Source organism: Variovorax sp. M-6, from assembly GCF_052114385.1.
Lineage (GTDB): Bacteria > Pseudomonadota > Gammaproteobacteria > Burkholderiales > Burkholderiaceae_C > Variovorax.
Map to the genome: position 1 here is coordinate 37,499 of NZ_JBFREQ010000009.1, position 23,459 is coordinate 60,957.

Sequence of the window (23,459 nt, forward strand, 5' to 3'; positions counted from 1 at the left end):
GCCCATGGTCCCCCAACTCACTGTCGACGGCCAGGCGTGGTCCACCGACGACATGCGCACTTTGGTCGCTGGCCTCTCGGCCCGCCTGCGCGGCATCGGAGTCTCGGAGGGCGACACGGTGGCAGCGATGCTGCGCAACGGTCCCGTCCACGTTGCCCTCGCGGTGGCCTGCCGCCAGGCGGGTGTCTACCTCGTCGAGATCAACTGGCACTTCAAGTCGGCGGAAGCGAGCTACTTGCTGGCCGACAGCCGGGCCGCCGCGCTCGTCGTGAACGAGGACCTGCTGACGCCGATCGCGACCGCCATCGGCGCCACGGTCCACGTCATCAGCGTGCCGGAAAACGATGCCGGCGAGCCTCCGGGCAGCCCCGCGCGAGCCGCGCTCCTCGGCGACGGAGCACCGTTGCCCCCGCGCAGCGCATCGAACAACAGCATCTTCTACACCTCCGGCACGACAGGCCGGCCCAAGGGCGTCCGGCGACTGCCGGTCGGGACCGACGCATGCGCCAGCATCGAGGCGGCGCAGCGGGAAGTGCACCGCACCGTCTTCGGCGTGACGGAGGCATCGCGCGCGCTGCTGAGCGCGCCGATGTACCACAGCTCCCCGCTGGCGTTCGTGCTCAACTGCTGCGCGAACGCCGCGGTCCTCGTGCTGGAGTCGCGATTCCAGGCCGAGCGTACCCTCGGCCTGATCGAGCAGCACCGGATCACCGAGGCCTACCTCGTTCCGACGATGTTCCAACGCCTCCTTGCGCTTTCCGACGCCGTGCGCACGAAGTACGACCTCTCCTCGCTTCGACACATCTCGTCGACCGGATCGCCCTGCCCCGCCGACACCAAGCGACGGATGATCGACTGGTTCGGTCCCATCGTCACCGAGGGCTACGGCGCCACGGAGACCGGCTTCGTCACCTTCATCGACAGCGCCGACTGGCTGCGCCGACCGGGCTCGGCCGGGCGTCCGGTCGGAAACGCCAAGCTGCGCATCGTCGATGAGTCCGGCGCGACGCTGCCCGCCGGCCAGATCGGGCTGATCTATGCGCGTCAACCCGCCATGCCTGATTTCGAGTACTTGGGCCACCCGACCGCTCGTGAGCAGATCGAAGCGGACGGCCTGGTCACGGCGGGCGACATCGGCTATGTCGACGACGCCGGCTATCTGTTCATCTGCGACCGGCAATCCGACCTGGTGATCTCGGGCGGCGTGAACATCTACCCGGCCGAGGTCGAGGCCGAACTCCTGACCATGCCAGGCATCGCAGACGTCGCGGTCTTCGGCATACCCGACGTGGAGTTTGGTGAAAGCTTGGCCGCCGCGGTCCAGATGCAGGCCGGAACGCGGGCCACCCCGTCCGAGGTGCAGGCCTATCTCGGTGACCGCCTGGCGAGCTTCAAGGTCCCGAAGACCATCGTCTTTCACGAGCGGTTGCCTCGCGATGAAAGCGGAAAGATCTTCAAGCGACGTCTGCGCGACGACTACTGGCAAGGCCATGCCCGGCGCATCTGACCACCGTCTCCCGTTCGCCCTTCCTCAAGTGACAACCATCCATGACTGAACAACTGAAGAATCGCACTTGCATCGTGACTGGCGCGGCCCAGGGTATCGGCCGGGCCATCGTCGAGCGCTGCCTCGCCATGGGCGCCAATGTCGTCGGTGTCGACATGAACAAGGACGCTCTGAATGCGGCGTTCGCGTCCCTCCCGCCGGACCGAGTGATGACCGCGACGGGCACAGTGGTCGATCCCGATCTGGCGGACCAGGTCGTCGGAGACGCCGTCGCCCGGTTCGGCAGCGTCGACGGCTTGGTCAACAACGCCGGCATCATCCGGCCCGCGATGATCGACAAGATGACGGATCGCCAGTGGCAGGAGGTTATCGACGTGCACCTGACGGGATCGTTCTACTGGACCCGTGCGGTGGGACGGCATCTGCTGGCGCGAGCAAAGGAGGGTGACCGGTCGGGTGGCGCGATCGTCAACATCTCGTCCGAGGGCGGCCGCAAGGGCGCCATCGGCCAGATCAACTACGCGGCCGCCAAGGCGGGGCTGCTGGGGATGACGATGACGGCGGCGCGGGAATGGGGCCGTTTCAATATCCGGGTGAACTCGGTGTGCTTTGGTGTCGTGGAGACCACGATGACCGAGGTGCTGCGCAGCCAGAAGTTCCGCGAATCCGTTCTGAACCAGATCCCGCTGGGGCGCTTCGCCGACAGCGGCGAGGTCACTCAAGCGGTCTGCTTTCTGTTGTCGGACGGCGCCAGCTACATTACAGGCCAGCACCTGGGTGTCAGCGGCGGGTTCCACATGACCAGCTGACCCGCCTCGGGATCACGGGCGGCCGTTGCGGGCGGGACTCTCGGGTCCTCCCACTCCGCACAAGATACAGGCCGAACTGGTCATCACTTCGATGGACATCCGATCCCTTCGCTACTTCGCCAACGTTGCACAGTCCGGGTCGTTCACGCAGGCCGCCCGCAACCTGCACATCGCCCAACCGGCGCTGAGCCAACACATACGGCGGCTCGAGGAGGAGATCGGCGAGCCCTTGCTGGTCCGGCATCCGCGCGGCGTGAAACCGACGGCCTCAGGCCAGGTGCTCCTCGAGCATGCCCGTCGCATCGTGCTCGATATCGAGTACGCGCTGGCGCAGGTGCGCCAGACCGCTACGGAAGCGGTGGGAACGGTGCATGTCGGCATGCCCGAATCGCTGGGGATGCGCATCGCCGCGCCGCTGCTGCAACGCACACGCGAGCGCTTTCCCAAGGTCTTCCTGTCGTTTCATGAAGCGGGACTGTCGAACCTGCCCGAAATGGTGGAGGACGGTGTCATTGATCTCGCAGTTGTCTACACGCCGGCCGTCAACATCGAGTCCCGGACCCGCTTGGTCGTGCCGGTGTCGATGTTCGCCGTGGGATGCGCCGGTTCATTTCCCCCCGCGAAGCGCAAGCGTCGCGGGAACGAAGAGCCCTCGATCGATCTGGAGGAATGCCTTGCGCTGCCGCTCGTGCTGGGCCCACGGGGCCAGTGGCATCGAGATCACCTGCAGAACCTCGCGCTGAAGCGCGGACTTGCCATCAACCTGATCGGCGAGGCCGATTCGCTCGCGCTCATGCTGCAGGCGGCCCGCACGGGCAGCGCGTACACGATCCTCACGTCCACCACCGCCGACGTCGCGCTGCGCGAAGGCGGCCTCTCCGGCGCGCGGATCCGGGGAGGCACGGCGGACCGGCCACTGTATGTCTACCAGTCGCTGAACAAGCCCGCGTCACGGGCAGTGCTGGAGGTGCGTGCGCTGATATTTCACGAACTCGAGCAGTTGGCAAAGCCGTCGGACCCAGCGCCGTGAATCCGCTCCGGCGAATCGCGAGGTAGTTCGCCGACGCAAGCGTCCAGTGGAAGTACTTCTACCGGGCCAAGCCGACTCCGGTGCCTCGTCCGCAGCAACTCAGTCCTGCTCGCTGGCTTTCTGAGTGATAGAGACACGACGCGAACTCACTCGGTCCGGCGCTGCCATTGCGACAGAACTGAAAGTGAACACTGGAGCAAGGCGTGCCCGGATGGGTCTCCTTGGCAGAGGGAAATCGCGCATGGAAATACGCGATGAAAACTGAACACGCTTCGCGGGTCGCTCCCCTAGACTTGTCCCGATCAAAGGGCTGGCAGCCGCAGGCCGAGTGTCTTGCTGCAACCCATGATCAACGCGCGCCCCCTTCATTCTTGCATGCTGACTTCCTCCTCCTGCACCCCACCTCGGCAGCGGCGCGTGGACCCGCAGCATGTGCACCACCGAACGAGAGGCCGGCACCTCGCCCATTGGGGCATTCATTTCCACTTTGCAAGGTTCCATTGAAAAACACACCCAAGGCTGCGAAGCCGACCAGGCACTTGAAGGGCCTCCGCCACCTGTCAGCCATGGCAGCACTCGGTACTGCATCGACCCTGGCTCTGGCTCAAGGAGCRACCAACGAGGAGCTTGCAAAGTCGGCGCAGAACCCGCTGGCCAACATGATCAGCATTCCGTTCCAGCTCAACACGAACTTCAACACCGGGCCGCTAGGCAAGACGCAAGACGTGCTGAACATCCAGCCGGTGGTGCCCTTCAGCATCAACAGCGACTGGAACCTGATCACGCGCACCATCTTCCCCCTGATCTGGCAGCCGCCCATGGCATCCGGTCAAGGCTCCACCTTCGGTCTCGGTGACACCCAGCTCAGCGCCATCCTCTCGCCCAAAGCGGCGGACAACGGCTGGATCTGGGGTGTGGGTGCCATCACGCAGTTGCCCACGCACACTTCCGACGAACTCGGCAACGATCGTTGGGGGCTCGGTCCCACCGCTGTTCTGCTGCATTCCGACAAACAGAGCCCATGGGTGTTCGGCGCTCTGGTCAATAACATCTGGTCGGTCTCGAGTTCGTCCACCGCTCCCAAGATCAATCAGCTCACCATCCAGCCATTCCTCAACTACAACCTGCCAGGCGGCATGTACCTGACCACTTCGCCCCTGATCACTTCCAACTGGGAAGCGGCGAGCGGACAGAAGTGGACCGTGCCGATGGGTGGTGGAATCGGCAAGATCTTTCGCGTGGGCAACCTGCCGCTCAACACGCAGATCAGCGCCTACTACAACGTGGTTCGTCCCGACTACGCGCCGTCATGGTCGCTGCGCCTTCAGGCGCAGGTGTTGCTTCCGAAGTAGGTTCGTCTTCTGATCGGCGGATTTGGTTTGCGGATTCAACCGGTCGGACCGTCAAGACCTGGGAGACCGACCGTGCTCCGTCGAAGAAGGTAGCTGTCCATGATCCAGCCGTGCTCCTCGCGGGCCGCTGCGCGAAGCGCAGAGATGCGTGGTCCGGTGCTGGCCAGAGGGCCGGCAAGAAGCAACTGGCACGGCATCCCGAGATAGGCTGCCCAATAGATCTCGATGCCCTCCGGGGGCAGAACCTGGAAAGCGCAGCCACCGTCGAGCAGGACCACGACCGTGTCCAGGCCTGCGGGCCAGCCGCCGGCCCGCAACTGACGTCCCGTGGTGATCAGTACCGAGGCGCCCAGCGTGTTGAGCGGGATGGCGTGTGCGGCGGTCAGCAACTGAACGCTGCTCAGGCCGGGAATCACCTCGACCCGCAGCGCCATGCCAGCCGCTTGCAACCGTTCGGCGATGCGCAGGCTGGAGTCGTAGAGGGAGGGGTCTCCCCAGACCAGCAGTGCCACACGACCGCCCTGAGGCAGGCATGTGGCGATCTGCCCCGCCCACACGGCGGCAATGGCCGCGTGCCACGCTTGCACGCCATCGAGATAGCTGGGCGCGGCGACATCGCGCACGGGCAGGTCGAACTCGACCAGTCGGGCCTGGCCGTCCAGATGGGTCGCGCAGACCTGGCGGCGCAACTCGGCGAGATCGGTCTTGTCGGCGCCCTTGCGCGGAATCAGGACGAGGTCGGCGCGCTTCAGTGCACCGACGGCCTGGAGCGTGAGATGCTCGGGATGGCCGGTGCCGATGCCAATCAGCATCAGCTCGATCGTGGGAATGGCATCCATCAGCGGGTCTGCGCGGCAATCGGCCAGCTCGTGGTCAGGCCGCGTGGTGCAGGCGCCGCGCCAGCAGCACCGACCCGCCCTGCCCTGCCCGACCGCGCAGCCCCTTGGCTGCTGCCAGCACGGCCAGGTCGACCAGCGGCTCCAGCAGTACGACCGTCATGTAGGCGGCGCCGAAGCTGCCCACGGCTTGCAGCGTCTCTGCCCCGAAGCCGCGGCCGTAGATCGTCCAGAAAGCCACCCAGGCGACGATCCCGCCCTGGAACACCACCGACATCTTGAGCACGTGCACGTAGCCCAGCTCGACATAGGGAAGCCTGGCGGGCAGCACCCGCTTGGCCACCGCCTGCATGGCGAACAGCGCGGCCAGCAAGGTGGTGACGTTCATGCCGTACTGCGGCAGGTCTTGCGGCTCGAAGAACAGGCTCTGCAGCGCCAGCCCCGCGGCCAGGCCGATGGCGGTGGGCGCTGCGCCCAGAATCAGGAACAGCGACGAGCCCAGGATCAGGTGAACCTCGGACACGCCGACCGGCACGTGCGGGAACACCTCGAAGAAGACGAAGACCAGCATGGCGGCGAGCACGCTGCGCAGCGCGAGCGAGCCCGCACCTTCCTCGCGAATGTGGTTGAGGGACAGCTTCACTGCATAGAGCGCGCAGGCGCTCGCCGTGGCATAGGACAGCAGGATCTTGCTGCCGTCGACGATTCCGGGTTCCATGTGCATGGCGGGGGCTCCTTGAGGTGAGTGCAGTCCGGCGAGCGGCGCTGCGAGGGGGTGGATGGAAAAGGATGAACGAACGGAAATGGCAATCTCAGGTGACTGGCGAGCCTCCCGTCTCGGCGCGCGTCGGCCGGAATCGCCGGTCGTAGTCGCCGGCATAGAGGCGGCTTTCGGTGAAGCCTTCTGCGGCCAGTGCGGGGCCGACGAGTATCAGCGCGGTGCGTTCCACGCCCTCGCCCATCGTCGCCTCGATGCTGGCCAAGGTCGCGCGGAAGATCTGCTCGTCCGGCCAACTCGCGCGATAGACCACGGCCACCGGACATTCGGCGCCGTAGAACGGCACCAGTTCCGCCACCACCTCCGCCAGCTTGTGGATGGACAGGTGCAAGGCCAGCGTGGCTCCGGTGGCGGCAAAGCCAGCCAGGGTCTCGCACGACGGCATGGGCGACGCGCGCCCGGAGGTGCGCGTCAGCACCACCGACTGCGCCAGGCCCGGCAGCGTGAGCTCGGCACCCAGCGCGGCCGCCGCGGCGGCGAACGAGGGCACGCCAGGCGTGACTGTGTAGGGGATGCCGGCGGCCCGCAGGCGGCGCAATTGCTCGCCCATCGCCGACCAGACGGACAGGTCGCCCGAATGCAGTCGCGCCACGTCCTGCCCTGCGGCATGGGCGGCGACGAATTCGGCGACGATGGCGTCGAGATCGAGCGGCGCGGTGTTGACGATGCGCGCGCCGGGTGGACAGTGCGCCAGGATTTCTTCGGGCACCAGCGAGCCGGCATAGAGGCAGACAGGGCAGCGGCCGATCAGGTCGCGCCCGCGCAGGGTCAACAGGTCTGGCGCACCGGGACCGGCGCCGATGAAGTGGATGGTCATGGTCGAAACTCCGGTTGTTGTGTTCGCGCGGCGATCGCGCAGGTGGCAAGGCGGTCGGTCGACACCACGCGTGGATGAAGCAGCGAGACGCCCGGACCGCCGTGGATCAGGGCTGCCGCCAGGGCCGCGGCTTCGGCGGTGCTGCCGCTGCCGCGCAGCACACGCACCGTGGCGTGGTCGGTCAGGGTGGCGGTGGCGTTCATCCGCGCAGCCTCCACGGCGCACACCGGCACGCCCAGCGCATCGGCCAGTGCGCGCAGGCACGGTGCGTCGGCCTTGTCTTGCGCGGTGGCAAGCAAGGCAATCGACTGCACCGCCACCGTGGGTTGCAAGGCCGCGGTCGCGTGCGCCAACGCGTCGCGCAGCGATGCCAGCGTCGCGCCGTGTCTGAAACCGAAGCCCGCCACCATCATCGCGTCGCACTCCATTGCACGATCGGGTAGGAAGCGCGCCAGGCGCGCCGCGTCCCCAATGGCGCGGCCTCCGCCAACTCGATGCGCGTCAGGCTGCCGCCGGCGCGCGCGTGCCAGTCGGCGAGCAGCGCTTCGGATTCGAGGGTCACTGCATGGGCGACCACGCGGCAGCCTCGCGGAAGCAGGCGCCACAGATGCACCAGCAGCGCGTCGCTGAGTCCGCCGCCGATGAAGACCGCATCCGGCGGCGGCAGGCCGGCCAAGGCGTCGGGTGCGCGGCCTGTCACCAATGCGAGCCGATCGACGCCCAGCCGGTCGGCATTGGCACGCAGCCGCATCGCGCGCTCGGGGTCGCCCTCGATGGCCACGGCCTCGCACCTCGGATGCGCCAGCAGCCATTCGATGCCGATCGACCCGGAGCCCGCGCCGATGTCCCACAGCCGCTCGCCGGGCCGCGGTGCCAGGGCGCACAGCGCCAGGGCACGCACCTTCTGCTTCGTGAGCTGGCCGTCGTGCGCAAATGCGTCGTCCGGCAGGCCGGTGCTGCATGGCATGGCCATGCCCGTGCCGGCCACCTGCAAGGCCACGGCCACCGGATGCCGCACATCGGCCAGGTCGAAGGCGGATGCAGCGACGTCGCGCCGCCGCTCGTGCGGGCCACCCAGTGCTTCGAGCACGCTCATCGCGCTGGCGCCGAAATCGTTGTCGACGAGATAGCGCGCGAGCGCCGCCACTGCGGCACCGTCGCGCAGCAGCAGCAGCAGCCGCTCGCCCGTGTGCAGGTGCGGTCGCAGGCGCGCCAGCGGCGCCGCGTGCAGACCCAGGCAGGTGAGGTGCTCCAGCGGCCAACCCAGGCGCGCAGCCGCCAGGCCGAATGTCGATGCAGCGGGCAGGGCATGCCATTCGTGCGCGCCGAGATGGCGCGTCACCGAACTGCCCGCGCCGAACCAGAACGGGTCGCCGGAGGCCAGCATCGCCACGCGGCGGCCGCGCTGTGCCAGTAGGATCGGGATGCCATCGGCGAACGGCACCGGCCATTCGAGCCGCTCGGCGCGGAGATGGGGCAGCAACGCCAGATGCCGGGCGCTGCCGGCCACCAGTTCGGCCGCATCGAGTGCCGCGCGACTGGCGGAAGGCAGGCCCTCCCAGCCGTCTTCGCCGAGTCCGATGATCGTCAACCACGGGGTAGTTTCAGTGAATTCAGCCATGCGCAATGTCCTGGTCCTGGGCGGCACGCTCGAAGCGAGCGCGCTGGCGCGGGCGCTCGCCGAACGAGGCGAACGCGCCGTGCTGTCCTATGCCGGCCGGGTGACCCAGCCCAAGGCGCAGCCCATCGCCGTGCGCGTGGGTGGCTTCGGTGGCGTGAGCGGCCTGGTGCGCCATCTGCGCGAAGAGCAGGTGACGCACGTCGTGGACGCCACCCATCCCTTTGCCGCGCGCATGAGCGCGAACGCGGTCGCGGCTTGCGCGCAGTGCGGCCTGCCCTTGCTGGCCCTGACTCGCCCCGGCTGGCAGGCCGGCCCTGGCGACCGCTGGCAGTCCGTGCCCGACCTTCCCGCGGCTGTCGCCGCGCTGAGCGGGCCGCCGCAACGCGTGATGCTGGCCCTGGGCCGGATGCATCTGGCCGCCTTTGCGGCACAGCCGCAGCATCACTACATCCTGCGGCTGGTCGACCTGCCCGAGGTGCAGCCGCCCTTGCCGCAGCACACGGTCATCGTCTCGCGCGGACCCTTCGACATGGCGGGCGACATCGCCCTGCTGCGCGCGCACTGCGTGGACATCCTCGTCTGCAAGAACGCCGGCGGCACCGGTGCAGAGGCCAAGCTGCACGCTGCCCGCGAGCTCGAACTGCCGATCGTGATGGTGGCGCGGCCACCGCTGCCCGCGCGACAGGAAGCGACACGCGTGGCCGAGGTGCTGCAGTGGCTGGAGGCAGCGCATCATGCGGCCCCCTCGGGCGGCGCCGAGCGCGGCGTGTAGACCCAGGGTCGGCCCTCGCGGGCAATGACCCGCGTCAGGCTGGAGCCGACGATGACGACGGTGCGCATGTCGGCCATCTCCGGCTGTGCATCTTGGAGCGCGACCACGCGGAGGGTCTCGTCGGGCGTGGACACGGCGCGGGCGAAGATCACCGGACGCGCCGGGCTTCCCGCCGCATCGCAGGCCTCGCGCAGGACCGCCAGCGTTCGCGCGAATCCTTCCGGCCGCGCCAGCGAACGCGGGTTGTAGAAGGCCATCGCGAAATCGGCCTGCACCGCCAGCCGCAGGCGGCGTTCCACCAGCGCCCAGGGCTTCAGGTTGTCCGACAGATTGATGGCGCAGAAGTCGTGGCCCAGCGGCGCTCCGGCGCGCGCGGCGGCGGCCAGCATCGCGGTGATCCCGGGCAACACGCGCACGTCCAGCAGGCGCCAGGCCGCATCGCCGGCTTCCACCGCCTCGAACACCGCGGAGGCCATCGCGAACACACCCGGGTCGCCCGACGACACCACCACCACGCGCCGGCCTTCGGCGGCCAGGCGCAAAGCGTGGGCGGCGCGTTCCAGCTCGACGCGGTTGTCGCTCGCGTGCAGCCTGAGTCCGGCGCGCGGCGCCACCCGGGCCACGTAGGGGATGTAGCCGACCACGTCGGTGGCATCGGCCAGGGCCGCGCTCACCTCGGGTGTCACGCAGCCATCGGCGCCCGGGCCGAGCCCGGCGATGACCAGCCAGCCTGCTGCCAAGCTCATCAGGCGACCTCCGTGCTGCGCACTGCGGTGCGAGCGCCTTCGGGCGGCCGGGCGGCGCTCATTCGGAAACCTCCGTGCTTCGCACTCCGGTGCGATTGCCTTCGGGCGGCCGGGCGGCGCTCATGGCCGCCGTCCTTGCCCATGCACCAGCACGATCGAAAAGTAGGGCGTGACGCGGCCGTCGGCCTCTGCGAGCCGCATCACTTTCTGACCCGGCATGGTGGCGAACTCGACCAGCCAGGCGTCCTGCAGTCGACCCGCCGTCGTCAATGCACGGCGCACCTTGTCGATGTGGCGACCGATCTTCATGACGACCAGCGCCTCGCTGTCGGCCATGTGGCGCGCGAGCCGGGATTCGGGCAGCGTGCCCATCAGCACGGTCAGCACGTCGTCGCCCCAGGTGATGGGCTGGCCGGTCGCCGTCCATGCACCCGACATGCCCGTGATCGCCGGCACCACCTGCACCGGGTGGGTCTCGACCAGCCGGGTGTAGAGGTGCATGAACGAGCCGTAGAAGAATGGATCGCCCTCGCACAGCACGACCACGTCGTGGCCGGCGTCCGACAGCGCCCGCAGCTGTGCCGCGCATTCGGCATAGAAGGCGGACAGCAGTTGGTTGTAGGCCGGATCGTCCACCGGGATCTCGGTGGTGACGGGGTACTCCATCGCGAGTTCCGTCACCCCTTCGGGCAGCAGATCGTCCACGATGCGGCGCGCCTGCCCGGGCCGGCCGGCCTTGCGGAAGTAGGCGACATGGGTCGCGCGCTGCAACAGGCGGTGCGCGCGCACGGTCATCAGGTCCGGATCCCCGGGGCCCAGGCCCAGTCCGTACAGGGTGCCGCGCGGGTTCATTCGAGACGACTCCCCAGCGCGTTGATCGCCGCCACCGTGATGGCGCTGCCGCCCAGGCGGCCGGCCACGATGCAACAGGGCGCGGGCTGTTCGGCCCACAGCGCGTCTTTCGATTCCGCCGCGCCGACGAAGCCGACCGGACAACCGATGATCGCCGCGGGCCGCGGGCAGGCCGGATCCTGCAGCATGTTCAGCAGATGGAACAGGGCCGTCGGTGCGTTGCCGATGGCGACCACGGCGCCTTGCAGCCGAGGCCGCCACAGTTCCAGCGCGGCGGCAGAGCGGGTGGTCGACATGGCGGCGGCCAGACCGGGCACCTCCGGGTCGTGCAAGGTGCACACCACCTCGTTGCCGCCCGGCATGCGCGAGCGGGTCACGCCCTCGCTGACCATGCGTGCATCGCACAGGATGGGTGCGCCGGCCGCCAGCGCCGCTCGCGCCGCGCGAGAGAAGCCGGGCTGGAAGCGCAGCTGGGCTTCCAGCCCGATCAGGCCGGCCGCGTGGATCATGCGCACCGCGACGGGCTCGTCGTCGGCATCGAAGCGCGAGAGCTCGGCCTCGGCCCGGATCATGGCGAAAGAGCGACGGTAGATTTCCGCGCCATCGGTTTCATAGACGTGCATCAGGGCATTCCGATGAGTGAGCACAAGGCTTCAGGGGGCAGTCGGGTCTGCACGGGCGCATCCCAGGCGCAGCCGTTGCGCACCAGATCGAAGGCGCCGTTGCGGCCCACCAGGGTGGCATCGGCCGGGCGCGCACGTGCGCAACCCTTGGCGCAGCCGGACACATGCAGGCTGCGGGGTGCAGCGCTGCCCACAGCATCCAGCCCCGAAGCGAGCGCGCGGGCGACGGCATGGGTCGCCACTGTCGCCGAGGCGCACGAGGGCGCGCCCGGGCAGGCATCGACGCGCAGCAAGGGATCTTCGGCCACGGTGATGAAGGCCTTCGCCTCGCACCACCGGCCCCCTTCCAGAACCAGGGCGCGATGCGGCGTCAGGCGCAGCCCCACGGCGCCGCTGTCGCGCAGCAGCGTGGCGAGGGCCGCAGCCTCGATCTGCCCAAAAGGCACGCCGTAGACCGGGCCGAGCGAGGACATGCCGGGTGCGGGCAGCGAGGCCGAGGCGGCCGCGGGTTCGAGCGGCTGCGGGCCATCGGCCCAACTGAAGATCTGTTGATGGCGACGCATCCGCCGCGATGCCGGCTCGACCCCCTTGGCCGTCGCCGCAAACCAGGCGGCCATCGCAAGGGCCGCATCCACCGCCCCGGCGCGGGACACGGGATGACCGGCCGCGGCGCCGTCGGCGCGCACCAGCAGGCCACCCGAGCGGGCCCGCTCGATGCGCACGTCCGCCGGGGCCGCAGCCAGGACCGGCGCCGGCCCCGCATCCACTGCGAACCCGAACTTGGACGGCAGCGCGGGCAGCTCGTTCAGGCGCGACAACAATTCCGTGGCGATGCCTTCGGTGTCATCGCCCGCTAGCCAGCAAGGCGCCACGAGAACCGGCGGCCAGGCTTCTCGCGTGGCGTCCGCATCCGCCAGGCCCAGGGCGCAGAGTGCATCGACCACCGCGCCGTGGTCGTCCGGCTTCACGCCACGCAACTGCAGATTGGCGCGATGGGTCAGGTCGATGAGCCCCGAGCCCAGGCGCCGTGCCAGCTCGCACAGACCCAGGGTCTGCGCGCGCGTCAAGCGCGCCAGCTGCGGCCGGACACGCACCAGCAGGCCATCGCCGGAAGCCATGGCGCGATGCGCGCCGGGGCACCAGCCCTTGGCGGCGGGGCGCAGTCCGGTCGGTTCGGCGTGCGAACCCGCTTCGGAAGGATCGGGAAGTGTCATGCGCGCACGCCTCACGCCACCACGGCCGACAGGAACGGCGGCAGCTTGGCAAGGATGCCGCTGCGCAGCCGCTCGGGGCGCTGGCTGCGCGGCAGCGCGCCGTCGACGCTGCGCGCGTGCAGGTCGGCACACGCCAGGACCTGGGCCGCCGTTTCGGGATCGGCGAGCAGATCGCCGAAGAAGTAGGTGGGCTTGCCGGCGGCTTGCAACGCCACCGTGCAGGCCCTCGAGCAACCGCTCATGCAGGCGATGCCGCGCACCTGGACTCCGGTACGGAGGTCTTCGCACTGCAGCATCTGCACGTTGTCCAGCAGGATCTGGCCGGCCGCCGGCACATCGCGCGACGCTCCCGCAGGTCGGCAGGTGGTGCAGACGATGACTTCGGTGACGGGTGCGGCGGGCGCTGGGTGAGCTGCGTGGGACATGGTTCTTTTTTTTGAGGGGGGTCACTCGGATCGGCTGGCGAGGCGATGTTCCGCGCCCCAGCGCTGCGCCCAGGCGGCGCAGCGGCCGATGGCGCGCGCGGGTTCGTCGAAGTCGACGATGACGACATGCCGCGCGGCCTCGGGTGCCGCCGGCTGCTCCACGGTCCGGCCATCGGTCAGCAGCCAGAGCCAGGATTCCGCGGGGCCGTCGCGGCGCTCGGCGCGGCGCAGGACCTTGTCGGCCTGAGCCAGGGCATGCGCCAGCGGCGTGCCCCCGCCACCGCCCAGCGCTCGGACTTTTTCCCTGCAAGACGCGCGCGCCCGACCGGGCGGCAGCCGCAGCTCGACGCCCTGACCGCCAAAGCTCAGCATGGCCACGCTGTCGCCGGCGCGCGCTGCCTGCTCGATCAGCCAGGTGGCGTGGCCCTTGGCCAGCGCCAATCGCCCGCGCTGGCGCATCGAGCCGGAGGTGTCGAGCACGATCAGGTGCAGGCGCGCCGGTTGCACCGAGCGCTGGCTGTAGCGCAGATGGCCGCCTTGCAAGGGCTGCGGGCCCTTGGCCAGCAGGGTGGGCAACCATGCGATGGCAGCCCGCGAACGCCCGGCATCCGGATGTGCAGGCGGCGCCAACCATGGTGGCCCCGCTGGATTCAGCCACCGCAGACCTCCGCGCCCGGCGCGCATGAGGCGGCTGCGGTGGCTCACGCTTTTTTTGCGGGCCACCCTCCTTCGGGCCGCACGCGGGCAGTGGCTTCGGGAATCGGCGGCAGCGCGCCCCAGTCGCCCATGGGGGAACTGTTGGCGGATGGTGTGGAACTGCCGGTGGACGTCGGCGCTGCCTGCCGCATGTCGGCTTTCGGCTCTGGCGCCGGGCTGTCCCTGCCCTCCTCCCGTCGATGGGCCAATGCCAGTTCCGCCACCGCATCCACGTCGTCCGTCGTGACTTCGGAGCGACCCTCGAAAGCAGCAAGCGCGCGCGCCGCTCTCAGCATCACCAGGTCGGCCCGCATCCCGTCCACGCCAGCCACGAGCGCGCATTCCGCAGCGCGCTGCAGCACGGCATCCGACCACGCCAGGCGCGCCAGCCCGGCCTGGGCCGCAACGACCGCCGCGGCCAGACGGGCCTGTTCACCGGCATGTGCTTCGGCCACCCCGAGCGGGTCTTCGTCGAAGCGCAGACGCGCACGCACGATCGCCATACGCTGGGCGGCTTCGCTCGGGTTGGCCAGCGCCACCGACAGGCCGAAACGATCCAGCAGCTGCGGGCGCAGTTCGCCTTCCTCGGGATTCATGGTCCCGACCAGCACGAAGCGTGCGGCGTGCTGTTGCGAAATGCCGTCGCGCTCCACGGTATTCACGCCGCTGGCGGCGACATCGAGCAACGCGTCGACCAGCGCGTCGGGCAGCAGGTTGACTTCATCGACGTACAGCACGCCATGGTGGGCACGCGTCACGAGGCCCGGTGCCAGGCGCAGCCGCCCATCGCGCAGCACGTCCTCGACGTTCAGCGTTCCCACCAGCTGCTCGACGGTGGCGGACAGCGGCAAGGTGACGAAGGGCGCGGCCGATGAAGCCGGCGTAGGCGGAAGCAACGCGGCCAGGGCCCGCGCCGCGGTCGACTTCGCGGTGCCGCGCGGTCCGCTGATGAGCACGCCGCCGATACCGGGGTCGATGGCCGCGAGCAACAGTGCGCGTTGCAGCATGGGTTGACCGATCAGCGCACTGAACGGGAAGGTCGTTCGACTGGCGGCCTCGAGCCTCGGGCCGGCGATCGCTTCGGTGGAATGGAATGTCATCAGAGCGGCCCTTCGCCGTGTTCTTCGAGCCGGCGCTCCAGCGCCAGAAGGTGGTGTTCGATGCGTTCGCGGTGGTCGCCCGCCTCTTGCCACAAGCCACGCCGCATCGCGTCCAGCAGCCGTTCGCCAATGCTGCGCAAGGCGAGCGGGTTGTGCCGCTGCAGGAACTCGCGCGTCTTGTCGTCGTGCAGGTAGGCATCGGCCACCAGCGCGTACTGGTGGTCGCCGACCACGCCCGTGGTGGCGCTGTACGCGAACAGGTTGTCCACGGTGGTGGCGATCTCCGCCGCGCCCTTGTAGCCATGCCGGCGCACGCCGTCCAGCCACTTCGGGTTGACGGCGCGCGATCGCAGCACGCGCGCGACCTCTTCGCGCAAGCTGCGGATACGCGGCGACCCCGGCACGCTGAAATCGCCGTGGTAGAGCGCAGCCGGTGCGCCCGCAAGATGCGCCACGGCGGCCGCCATCCCACCCTGGAACTGCGCGTGATCGGCAGCGTCGAGCACGTCGTGCTCGCGGTTGTCCTGGTTGTGCAGCACCGCATCGAGTTGTCCCAGTCGCTGCTCGAACGAGGCGCGCGCGGCAACACCGTGTTCGCCCTGCCCGTAGGCAAAGGCGCCGGCCTGCAGATAGGCCTGGGCGATGTCGGCGCCGTGTTGCCATCGACCGCTGTCCAGCACCTCCTGCACGCCCACGCCGTAGCCGCCGGGACGCGGGCCGAACACGCGCCACGTGGCCTGGCGCTGTGCCTGGTCGACCGGTTGGCCGGCCGCCAGGGCCTCGGCGGCTTCGCGTCGAACGCGGGCCCGGATCGGATTCACCTCGTCGGATTCGTCGTCTTCGCTGATCGCGGCCACGGCGCGCACGGCCGTGTCGAAGAGGTCGATCACGTTGGGAAAGGCATCGCGGAAGAATCCCGACACGCGCAGGGTCACGTCCACGCGCCGCCGATGGCGGATGGCCATCGGCAGCACTTCGATGTCGATCACCCGCGCGCTGCCGTCGGCCCACTTCGGCCGCACGCCCAGCAGCGCGAAAGCCTGCGCCACGTCTTCGCCACCGGTGCGCATGGTGCTCGTGCCCCAGACGGACAAGCCCACCTCGCCAGGCATCGCGCCGTGGTCCTGCAGGTGCCGCTCGACCAGTCTTTCCGCCGCGGCCGCGCCCATGGCGTAGGCCGTGGGCGTGGGCACGGCACGGGTGTCGACGCTGTAGAAGTTGCGTCCCGTGGGCAGCACGTCGGGCCGGCCGCGCGACGGCGCGCCGCTCGGGCCGGGGGGCACGAAGCGTCCGGCCAGGCCGCGCAGCAATTGCGTCATTTCCTGCGGACCGCAGGCATCGAGACGGGGGGCCAGCACCTCTTTCAGGCGCTGCAGCACCGGTGCCGCATGCGGCCAGGCATGGACATCGAAGGCATCATGCGCCGCGCCCGCCCGGGTGTCGCCGGGCACCGCCTGCGCCGCCACCAGTTGCGCGGCCAGAAGCTCCAGCCGCTCGCGCGTGTGGCCGGCGTGGCGCCATGCCTCGGAACTGAGCGCCTGCAAGGCCTTCGGACGCGGGCCTTGCCACGGCGCTGCCCAGTCCGGCCCCAGCGCGCTGAAGCCGTCCGCGCCCTCCACGCCAAGGTCTTGCGCCAGCGCGACCAGCAGGCTCTTCTGGCTGGCGGCCGTGCCGCCCGGAAAACGCGCCAGCGCCAGCAGCGTGTCGATGCGCTGGCGGCCTTGCGGCGAACGCCCCAGCACATGCAAGCCGTCGCGAATCTGGGATTCCTTGATCTCGCAAAGATAGGCGTCCAGCCCCTGCAGCAGGCTCTCGCGGGCGCCCTCGTCGGTCGGCGGCGCGAAACCCAGTTCCTCGTGCAAGCCTTCGCGCACGGTGCGCCCGAGGATGTCCTCGCGCAGCAGCCGCGCGCGTCGCGGGTCGAGCGACAAGGCTTCGTAGTACTCGTCCATCTGCCGCTCCAGCTGCTGCAGCGGGCCATAGGTCTCGGCGCGCGTCATCGCCGGCATCAGGTGGTCGATGATCACGGCCTGGGTACGCCGCTTGGCCTGGCTCCCTTCGCCCGGGTCGTTGACGATGAAGGGATAGAGATGCGGCAGCGGGCCCAGGATGGCATCGGGCCAGCACGTCTCGCTCAGTGCCACGCTCTTGCCCGGCAGCCACTCGAGATTGCCGTGCGTGCCCACATGCACCATCGCGTCGACCGCGAAGGCGCGGCGCAGCCAGAAATAGAAGGCCAGGTAGTGGTGGGGCGGCACCAGGTCCGCGTCGTGGTAGGTGGCCGCCAGGTCCACGGCACGCCCGCGCGCCGGCTGGATGCCGACGAAGACATGACCGAAGCGCAGGCCGGCAATCGTGAAGCGCCCGCTGCGCAGCGTCGGCTCTTGCTCGGGCGCGCCCCAGCGGGCATTGACCGCCGCCCTGCTGTCGGCGGGCAATCGATTGAAATCTTCCAGGTAGTCGGCCAGGGAGAAGCTCTGCGCGGCGGGCCGGGCGTCGTTGGCGTCGCTGTTGTTGGTGATGCCGCGCAACAGCGCTGCGATCAGGGCGTCGCCGCTGGCGGGCAGATCCCCGGTCAGGTACCCCGCGGCCCGCAGCTCCTGCAGCACGGCCACGGTCGACGCCGGCGTGTCCAGGCCGACGCCATTGGCGATGCGCGCGTCGTCGATCGGGTAGTTGGCCAGGATCAGCGCGATCCGCTTGTCGGCGTTGGGCTTGTCGCGCAGCACGCACCAGCGGCGTGCCAGTTCGGCCACGAAGGCCATTCGGCCGGGCTCGGCCTGGTAGCGAAGCACGTCGAGCTCGGTGTGTTCGCAGCGCCAGGCCATGCCCTTGAAACTGATGGCGCGCGTGAGGATGCGCCCATCCACCTCGGGGAGTACCACCTGCATGGCCAGATCGCGCGGCGCGAGGCCGTGCGGGTCGGCCAGCCATTGCTCCTGCGTGCCGCCGGCGGTGATGAGCTGCAGCACGGGGGCGTCCCCGGCCAGCGTGGCGAGCGACATGTCGCCGTCGCCTGCGCTCCCATCGTCGCGGCCGTCGATCGACGCGACCGCGAAGTTGGTCGCGTTCAGCACGATCGCCACGCGATGTTCCGCGACCAGGGCCTGTACCGCGGCGTGGCTGTCGGGGTTCTTGAGTGAATCCACGGCGAGTGCCAGCGCGTTCAGGTCGGCGGCCGACAGCGCTTCCAGCATCGCGTCGAACACCGCCGTGTTGCCCGCCTGCAGATGGGCGCGGTAGAACAGCAGCAGCGCCACCGGCGCGCCGGCCTTCCACGTGGTGCGGCCGGCGGCCTCCGGTGGCCGATAGCGCACGGCCGAAGGCAGGGGCACCGGCTGCGCCGGCCGGCTGCCCAGCCCGAACGCCGCATGGCCGATCAGCGAGAAGAAGGCCTTCGCGTTGGCCAGCCCTCCTTCGCGCAGGCAGCGCCAAAGATGGCGGCAATCGTCGTGCGGCGCGCTGCTGCGCATGAGCAGCTGCACGTCTTCGAAGGCATCGCCCGAGAATATCGCCAGCCATTGACCGCGTTCGCGCGCCGAGGACATGGCGCGCTCCACCAGGTAGGCCCAGTCGCTCGGGGTACCCAGATGGTCGATCACCACCACGCGGGCATGGCGCAGCACGTCGTCGACATACATGTCCACGGATGCCGGCTGTCGAAGCCACATCAGGTTGGCCAGGCGCACGCTGGGATAGTCGGCGCCCATCTGCCCGGCCGCGTCGGCGAGCAGCGACAGGGTGGTGTCGGCGGCGCTGAGCACGACCACCGAGGCGGGCGTCTGCGCCACGCGCACGACGCCCTGGCCGCCGTCTTCGACGTGGCCGCCTGGGCGGGTGGATAGCAGATGCATGAAGGGCTTCCGGTGACGCGTCAGGCCACCGCGGCCATGCCCAGCGCCGCGTCCAGCTCGGCTTGCAAGGCCGCCGCATCGAGGTCGGCCCCGATCAGCACCAGGCGCGTCTGCCGAGCCTCGTCGGCGCGCCAGGGCCGGTCGAAGTAGCTGTCGAAGCGCGCGCCGACGCCTTGCACCACCAGCCGCATCGCCGCGCCGGGCAGTGCGACGAAGCCCTTGGCCCTGTAGATCTCGTGGCGCTCGACCAGACTCTGCAAGGCGGCCAGCAAGCGGCCGCGGTCAGGGACCTGCAGGGTCACCGAGACCGAGTCGAAGGCGTCGTGGTCGTGGTCTTCCTCCTCGTCGTGGTGCGTCTTGCGCTGGTCGATCGCATCCTCCACCGCACGCTCCATGCCCAGCAGCACATCCAGGTCGATGCGTCCATGCTGCGCATGCACCAGCTTCACGCCCGTCGCGGTCTCGGCGCGGATGACAGCCTCCACGCCGGCCAGCGTCGCCGCGTCGAGCCCGTCGGTCTTGTGCACGACCACCAGGTCGGCGGTCGCCAGCTGGTCTTCGAACAACTCCGACAACGGCGAATCGTGGTCGAGGTTCTCGTCGGCGCGGCGCTGGGCGTCCACCGCCAGCGGATCGTCCGCGAAGCGGCCGGCGGCGACGGCCGGTGCGTCCACCACAGTGATCACCGCGTCCACCGTGAAGGCGTTGCGCAGCGCCGGCCACTGGAAGGCCTGCACGAGGGGCTTGGGCAAGGCCAGGCCCGAGGTCTCGATGACCAGGTGATCGATCTGATCGCGCCGCGCGGCCAGTTGCTCCATCACCGGCGCGAACTCTTCCTGCACGGTGCAGCACAGGCAGCCGTTGGCCAGCTCGAACACCTGGCCGTCCGGCGCCCCGGTCTCGTCGCAGCCGATGCCGCAGCCGCGCAGCAACTCGCCGTCGATGCCCAGTTCGCCGAACTCGTTGACGATGACCGCGATGCGCCGGCCTTGGGCGTTCTGCAACAGGTGGCGCAGCAGCGTGGTCTTGCCGCTGCCGAGGAAGCCGGTGACGATGGTGGCGGGGATCTTGCGGCTTTGCATGGGCGTGGGCGTCGAGGTTTGCATGGGCTGTGATGGTTCGGTGGGATCGTCTGCGGCGTTGCCAGCTCGCGATCAGGGCTTGAACAACGCGGCGATGGCCGCCGGATTGCTCGGAAAGTACAGATGCATGAAGGACGCGAACAGGCGTTTCTGGCGGAAGACCGCTTCGACCTGGCCGTGCTGGCGCCGGGCCCGCGTGTGCAGTGCGGCCGGCGCGCGCGTGTCGATGCGGGCGTGATGAAAGGTGTGGCCGCGGACCTCGCCTTCGGGCAATTCCAGACTGTGCATGCCGAGGTTGACGAGCCGGTCGGACATCGCGCCTTGCCCGGGCAGCAAACCCAGCATGGGCGCCTTGTGGCCAGCGGCGTCGCTCAGCGACTCCAGCAGCACCAGCATGCCGCCGCACTCCGCGACCATCGGGCGACCCGCGGCATGGTGCGCAGCGATGGACTCACGCGTCGCTGCATTGCCGGCCAGCGCCTGCAGATGCAGTTCCGGGTAACCGCCTGGCAGGTACAGCGCGTGCGCCCCTTGCGGCACCGGTTCGTCGGCCAGCGGCGAAAAGAAGCGCAGTTGCGCGCCCAGGCTGCGCAGGACCTCGAGATTGGCGGCGTAGACGAACGAGAAGGCGGCGTCTTGCGCGATGGCGATGGTGACGCCGGCAAGCGAGACGGGCAGACCTGAATCCGAAGTCGAGCGCAGCGGCGCCTTGAATTCCACGGCAGGCGGCATCGGCAGCGCCCCGTGCTCGGCAAGCGCAAGCGCGGCGGCTGCGATGCGCTCGGCGATGTCGTCCACTTCGCCGGCCTGCACGAGGCCGAGGTGACGCGATGGCAACGCATAGTGCCCGCCGCGCGGCAGCGCGCCGTACCAGGCCATGCCGGCCGGCAGGCTCTCGCGCACCATCTGCGCATGGCCCGCGCTGCCCACGCGATTGGCCAGCACGCCCGCCAGTTGCAGGCCGGGGCGATAGGTCGCCAGCCCGTGGGCGACTGCGCCAAAGGTCTGCGCCATCGACGATGCGTCGATCACGGCCAGTACCGGCAGTCCGAATTGCAGCGCCAGATCGGCACTCGACGGCGTTCCGTCGTGCAGCCCCATCGCACCTTCGACCAGGATCAGGTCGGCCTGCGCAGCCGCACTGTGCAAGAGCTCGGCACAGTGCGCTTCCCCGCCCATCCACAAGTCGAGCTGCTGCACTGGCGCGCCGCTGGCCCGTTCGAGGACCATGGGGTCGAGAAAATCCGGCCCGGTCTTGAACACGCGCACGCGCCGGCCCTGGCTGCGATGCCAATGCGCCAATGCGGCAGTGACGGTGGTCTTGCCTTGGCCCGATGCCGGTGCCGTGACCAGCAGCGCGGGACAGCGCAACGCTGCGGGCGCGATCATCCCTCGACCCTCATCGGACTGCCGGCCACTCGCAGCGCACGAACGCCACCGCGCAGCCGCGTGAGCCCGGGCCATATCGCCTGAACGGAACAAGTGTCATAGGGAAAATACCGCGCCAGCCATGCTCACCCGCTTCCCCGCAGGTACGCACCACAAGGCGCGCCGTTCGCACGGCGCGCCGCCTCGTTGGCCGGTATCCGGGCTGGCGAAGACGACCCGTGTTCCCTTCCCAGGCGGCACCGCTTGCGCGGATTTCACCTAGTGGGTTGCTGACACGAGCGGCGAGCACGATGGCTCACGTTCGCTTACCGTTGCGGGGGCAGCTCAGGTTAGGGCGCGCGATGGCTCGCACCACCCCTCCTGATTCCCGTTGAACTGCTTCGACCGGAAAGACGAAGCGAGCACCAACGGGGCGATCATAGCGGAACACCTCCGCTCAGGCGGTGCGCCGTCAGTTTGTCTTGCGTGACGCAGCCTTGGGCGCCAGGGCGCGCCAGCCGACGACGCACGATGTGACGCACAAGGCGATGCCCAGGGCGGACAGGATCAGCACCAACGCCTCGCGCAACCAAGGCCGTTCGCGCAGCGGCTCGAAGTCGAGGCTGTGCAATCCCTGGTACATGAACCGCTGCCATCGTCCCGAGGGATCGACCCGCAACAGCACCCTGCCCGAGGCCGGATCGGCATAGAGGTCGGTGCCGTCGGACCAATGCGCGCGCCAGACCGGCAGGGGCCGGGCCTCCGAGGCTTCGGCCGAGCCTGGATTCTTCGCGTAGTAGACATCGTCGTAGCGATCCATCCGCTCCACGCTCGAAGGAGGCCTGTCCGCACCGCGCAGCTGCCGCAGGACGCCCGACATCAACGGCTCCGGCAGCGCCGGAGCCAGTGTCGATGCAGCGCTTGCGTCGTCGGCGCGCACCCACCATCGCCGGTCCGTGCCCTGGATTCGATACCAGACCTGCCCGTCGACTCGAATCCGCTCGAGTTCCAATGGCTGCGCACCGGCCTTGCCGGCCGAGACCGCAGCCAGGGCAAGCGGCGGCGCCAGGACCGCGTCCCGGCTGGGGCCGAGCCAGCGCTCGCGCTCGGCAGCCGACAGCCCGCGTGGCGAGAACACGCCATAGGGATTCATCGACATCAGGCCCGAGAAGATCCAGGTGAGCGTGAACACCGCGGCGACCAGGCCCGCGATGTGATGCCATCGCATCCAGAACTTGCGATACGGAATCCAGCGCGTGCGGTTCAGGAACAGTTGCCAGATGCCCAGCGCCAGTCCGGTCGCGGCCAGCACCACGCCAGGGATCGACAGCCAGACGACCACCTGGTTCCACGCTTGCGGAAACTGCCGCAGCACGGTCGGATAGATCCAGTGCGGGACCGCACCGATCCAGTTCCAGAACCGCTCGCTGCGGCGGGTGTCGCGCACCACTTCGGCGGCGGCACTCGACACGTACAGTTCGAGACCGTCGTCTCCTTCCAGGCTGACCTTGAAGAGCGGGCGGTAGGGGTCGAAGGCTTGCGGAACCGTCCATTGGTCGCGCGCCAGCGCTTCGGCCCCAAGCGCGCGCCGGCCGCTGAAGGCCTCGGCCACCTTCATGGCCTGCCCGGCGCCGAGCGGCGCCTTCGCGGTGCCGGTGCGGGCATCGACGACTTGCCAGCGCGCGGCCTTCGCCTGACCGGCATCGACCAGGAGCCGCCAGACCGGCTCCCCGGAGCCGGCCATGCCCAGGCGTGCCTCGGTGAAGCTCAGGCCGGCCCGCCCGGCAGCCGCTTCGGCGGTCAGGCAGCAACCGGCGCCCAGCGCCAGAGGCTGCAACCCCGAGCGCCGCTCGGCCTGCGAGAGATTCGGGAAGGGCACGTAGTACAGCACGATCCCGGTGACGAACCACATCAGGAACAGCAGGGCCAACGAGATGCCGAGCCACTTGTGGACGAAGATCAGTGCGCGCTTCATGC

General features: G+C 69.4%; 21 protein-coding genes and 1 riboswitch. Of the genes, 5 read left to right on the forward strand and 16 right to left on the reverse strand.

The window, feature by feature from the left end:
- The first annotated feature begins 4 nt into the window (after positions 1-4).
- The 4 genes from AB4Z46_RS12400 (at position 5) to AB4Z46_RS12415 (ending at position 4,698) form a co-directional block, all read left to right on the forward strand.
- On the forward strand, positions 5-1,507 hold the full coding sequence (locus tag AB4Z46_RS12400) for an AMP-binding protein (protein ID WP_442283794.1): 1,503 nt from the start codon (positions 5-7) through the stop codon (positions 1,505-1,507).
- A gap of 41 nt (positions 1,508-1,548) precedes the next feature.
- Positions 1,549-2,316, forward strand: coding sequence for an SDR family NAD(P)-dependent oxidoreductase (locus AB4Z46_RS12405; RefSeq protein WP_442283795.1), 768 nt, complete (start codon positions 1,549-1,551; stop codon positions 2,314-2,316).
- Positions 2,317-2,407: 91 nt separating this feature from the next.
- Positions 2,408-3,346 (forward strand): LysR family transcriptional regulator, encoded by a 939-nt coding sequence (locus AB4Z46_RS12410; RefSeq protein WP_442283796.1) that lies wholly within the window; start codon positions 2,408-2,410, stop codon positions 3,344-3,346.
- Positions 3,347-3,912: 566 nt separating this feature from the next.
- Positions 3,913-4,698 carry a hypothetical protein gene (locus AB4Z46_RS12415; protein WP_442283797.1) on the forward strand — a complete coding sequence of 262 codons (786 nt, stop codon included), beginning with the start codon at positions 3,913-3,915 and terminating at the stop codon, positions 4,696-4,698.
- A gap of 35 nt (positions 4,699-4,733) precedes the next feature.
- On the opposite strand, the gene cobF is transcribed toward AB4Z46_RS12415, so the two are convergent.
- The 5 genes from cobF to cbiE form a co-directional block, all read right to left on the reverse strand.
- On the reverse strand, positions 4,734-5,537 hold the full coding sequence (gene cobF, locus AB4Z46_RS12420; RefSeq protein WP_442283798.1) for a precorrin-6A synthase (deacetylating): 804 nt from the start codon (positions 5,535-5,537) through the stop codon (positions 4,734-4,736).
- Positions 5,538-5,571: 34 nt separating this feature from the next.
- A complete protein-coding gene (locus AB4Z46_RS12425; protein WP_442283799.1) occupies positions 5,572-6,258 on the reverse strand; it encodes an energy-coupling factor ABC transporter permease in 687 nt (228 codons plus the stop codon).
- Between the two features lie 88 nt (positions 6,259-6,346).
- Entirely contained in the window at positions 6,347-7,129 is a 783-nt protein-coding gene (cobM, locus tag AB4Z46_RS12430; protein WP_442283800.1) for a precorrin-4 C(11)-methyltransferase, read from the reverse strand.
- A complete protein-coding gene (locus AB4Z46_RS12435; RefSeq protein ID WP_442283801.1) occupies positions 7,126-7,557 on the reverse strand; it encodes a cobalamin biosynthesis protein in 432 nt (143 codons plus the stop codon). The genes cobM and AB4Z46_RS12435 overlap by 4 nt, the downstream gene beginning before the upstream one ends.
- The gene (gene cbiE / locus AB4Z46_RS12440; protein WP_442283802.1) at positions 7,539-8,750 is read right to left on the reverse strand and encodes a precorrin-6y C5,15-methyltransferase (decarboxylating) subunit CbiE; all 1,212 of its coding nucleotides are present in this window, start codon (positions 8,748-8,750) and stop codon (positions 7,539-7,541) included. Before cbiE ends, AB4Z46_RS12435 begins: the two co-directional genes overlap by 19 nt.
- Between cbiE and AB4Z46_RS12445 the strand changes: the two genes are divergently transcribed.
- Entirely contained in the window at positions 8,749-9,522 is a 774-nt protein-coding gene (locus AB4Z46_RS12445) for a cobalt-precorrin-6A reductase (RefSeq protein ID WP_442283803.1), read from the forward strand. The genes cbiE and AB4Z46_RS12445 overlap by 2 nt on opposite strands.
- Here the strand turns inward: AB4Z46_RS12445 and cobJ are convergent.
- From cobJ to AB4Z46_RS12500, 11 genes are all read right to left on the reverse strand, one after another.
- Complete coding sequence (cobJ, locus tag AB4Z46_RS12450) at positions 9,483-10,268, reverse strand: precorrin-3B C(17)-methyltransferase (protein WP_442283804.1); 786 nt, start codon at positions 10,266-10,268, stop codon at positions 9,483-9,485. The genes AB4Z46_RS12445 and cobJ overlap by 40 nt on opposite strands.
- 120 nt (positions 10,269-10,388) lie before the next feature.
- A complete protein-coding gene (locus tag AB4Z46_RS12455) occupies positions 10,389-11,120 on the reverse strand; it encodes a precorrin-2 C(20)-methyltransferase (protein WP_442283805.1) in 732 nt (243 codons plus the stop codon).
- Positions 11,117-11,743 (reverse strand): precorrin-8X methylmutase, encoded by a 627-nt coding sequence (locus AB4Z46_RS12460; protein WP_442283806.1) that lies wholly within the window; start codon positions 11,741-11,743, stop codon positions 11,117-11,119. Before AB4Z46_RS12460 ends, AB4Z46_RS12455 begins: the two co-directional genes overlap by 4 nt.
- Positions 11,743-12,957, reverse strand: coding sequence for a hypothetical protein (locus AB4Z46_RS12465; RefSeq protein WP_442283807.1), 1,215 nt, complete (start codon positions 12,955-12,957; stop codon positions 11,743-11,745). The genes AB4Z46_RS12460 and AB4Z46_RS12465 overlap by 1 nt, the downstream gene beginning before the upstream one ends.
- A gap of 11 nt (positions 12,958-12,968) precedes the next feature.
- Positions 12,969-13,382, reverse strand: a complete 414-nt coding sequence (locus AB4Z46_RS12470) for a DUF1636 family protein (RefSeq protein WP_442283808.1) — start codon at positions 13,380-13,382, stop codon at positions 12,969-12,971.
- 21 nt (positions 13,383-13,403) lie between these two features.
- Positions 13,404-13,958: a vWA domain-containing protein gene (locus AB4Z46_RS12475; RefSeq protein WP_442283809.1), complete on the reverse strand. Its 555-nt coding sequence runs from the start codon at positions 13,956-13,958 to the stop codon at positions 13,404-13,406.
- A gap of 125 nt (positions 13,959-14,083) precedes the next feature.
- A complete protein-coding gene (locus AB4Z46_RS12480) occupies positions 14,084-15,178 on the reverse strand; it encodes an ATP-binding protein (protein ID WP_442283810.1) in 1,095 nt (364 codons plus the stop codon).
- Positions 15,178-19,032 (reverse strand): cobaltochelatase subunit CobN, encoded by a 3,855-nt coding sequence (gene cobN, locus AB4Z46_RS12485; protein WP_442283811.1) that lies wholly within the window; start codon positions 19,030-19,032, stop codon positions 15,178-15,180. Before cobN ends, AB4Z46_RS12480 begins: the two co-directional genes overlap by 1 nt.
- 20 nt (positions 19,033-19,052) lie before the next feature.
- Positions 19,053-20,114 (reverse strand): cobalamin biosynthesis protein CobW, encoded by a 1,062-nt coding sequence (cobW, locus tag AB4Z46_RS12490; RefSeq protein ID WP_442283959.1) that lies wholly within the window; start codon positions 20,112-20,114, stop codon positions 19,053-19,055.
- 72 nt (positions 20,115-20,186) lie between these two features.
- Positions 20,187-21,503 (reverse strand): cobyrinate a,c-diamide synthase, encoded by a 1,317-nt coding sequence (locus AB4Z46_RS12495; protein ID WP_442283812.1) that lies wholly within the window; start codon positions 21,501-21,503, stop codon positions 20,187-20,189.
- 171 nt (positions 21,504-21,674) lie between these two features.
- Positions 21,675-21,927, reverse strand: a riboswitch (cobalamin riboswitch).
- Between the two features lie 27 nt (positions 21,928-21,954).
- Positions 21,955-23,457: a PepSY-associated TM helix domain-containing protein gene (locus tag AB4Z46_RS12500; protein WP_442283813.1), complete on the reverse strand. Its 1,503-nt coding sequence runs from the start codon at positions 23,455-23,457 to the stop codon at positions 21,955-21,957.
- Between the last annotated feature and the right edge of the window lie 2 nt (positions 23,458-23,459).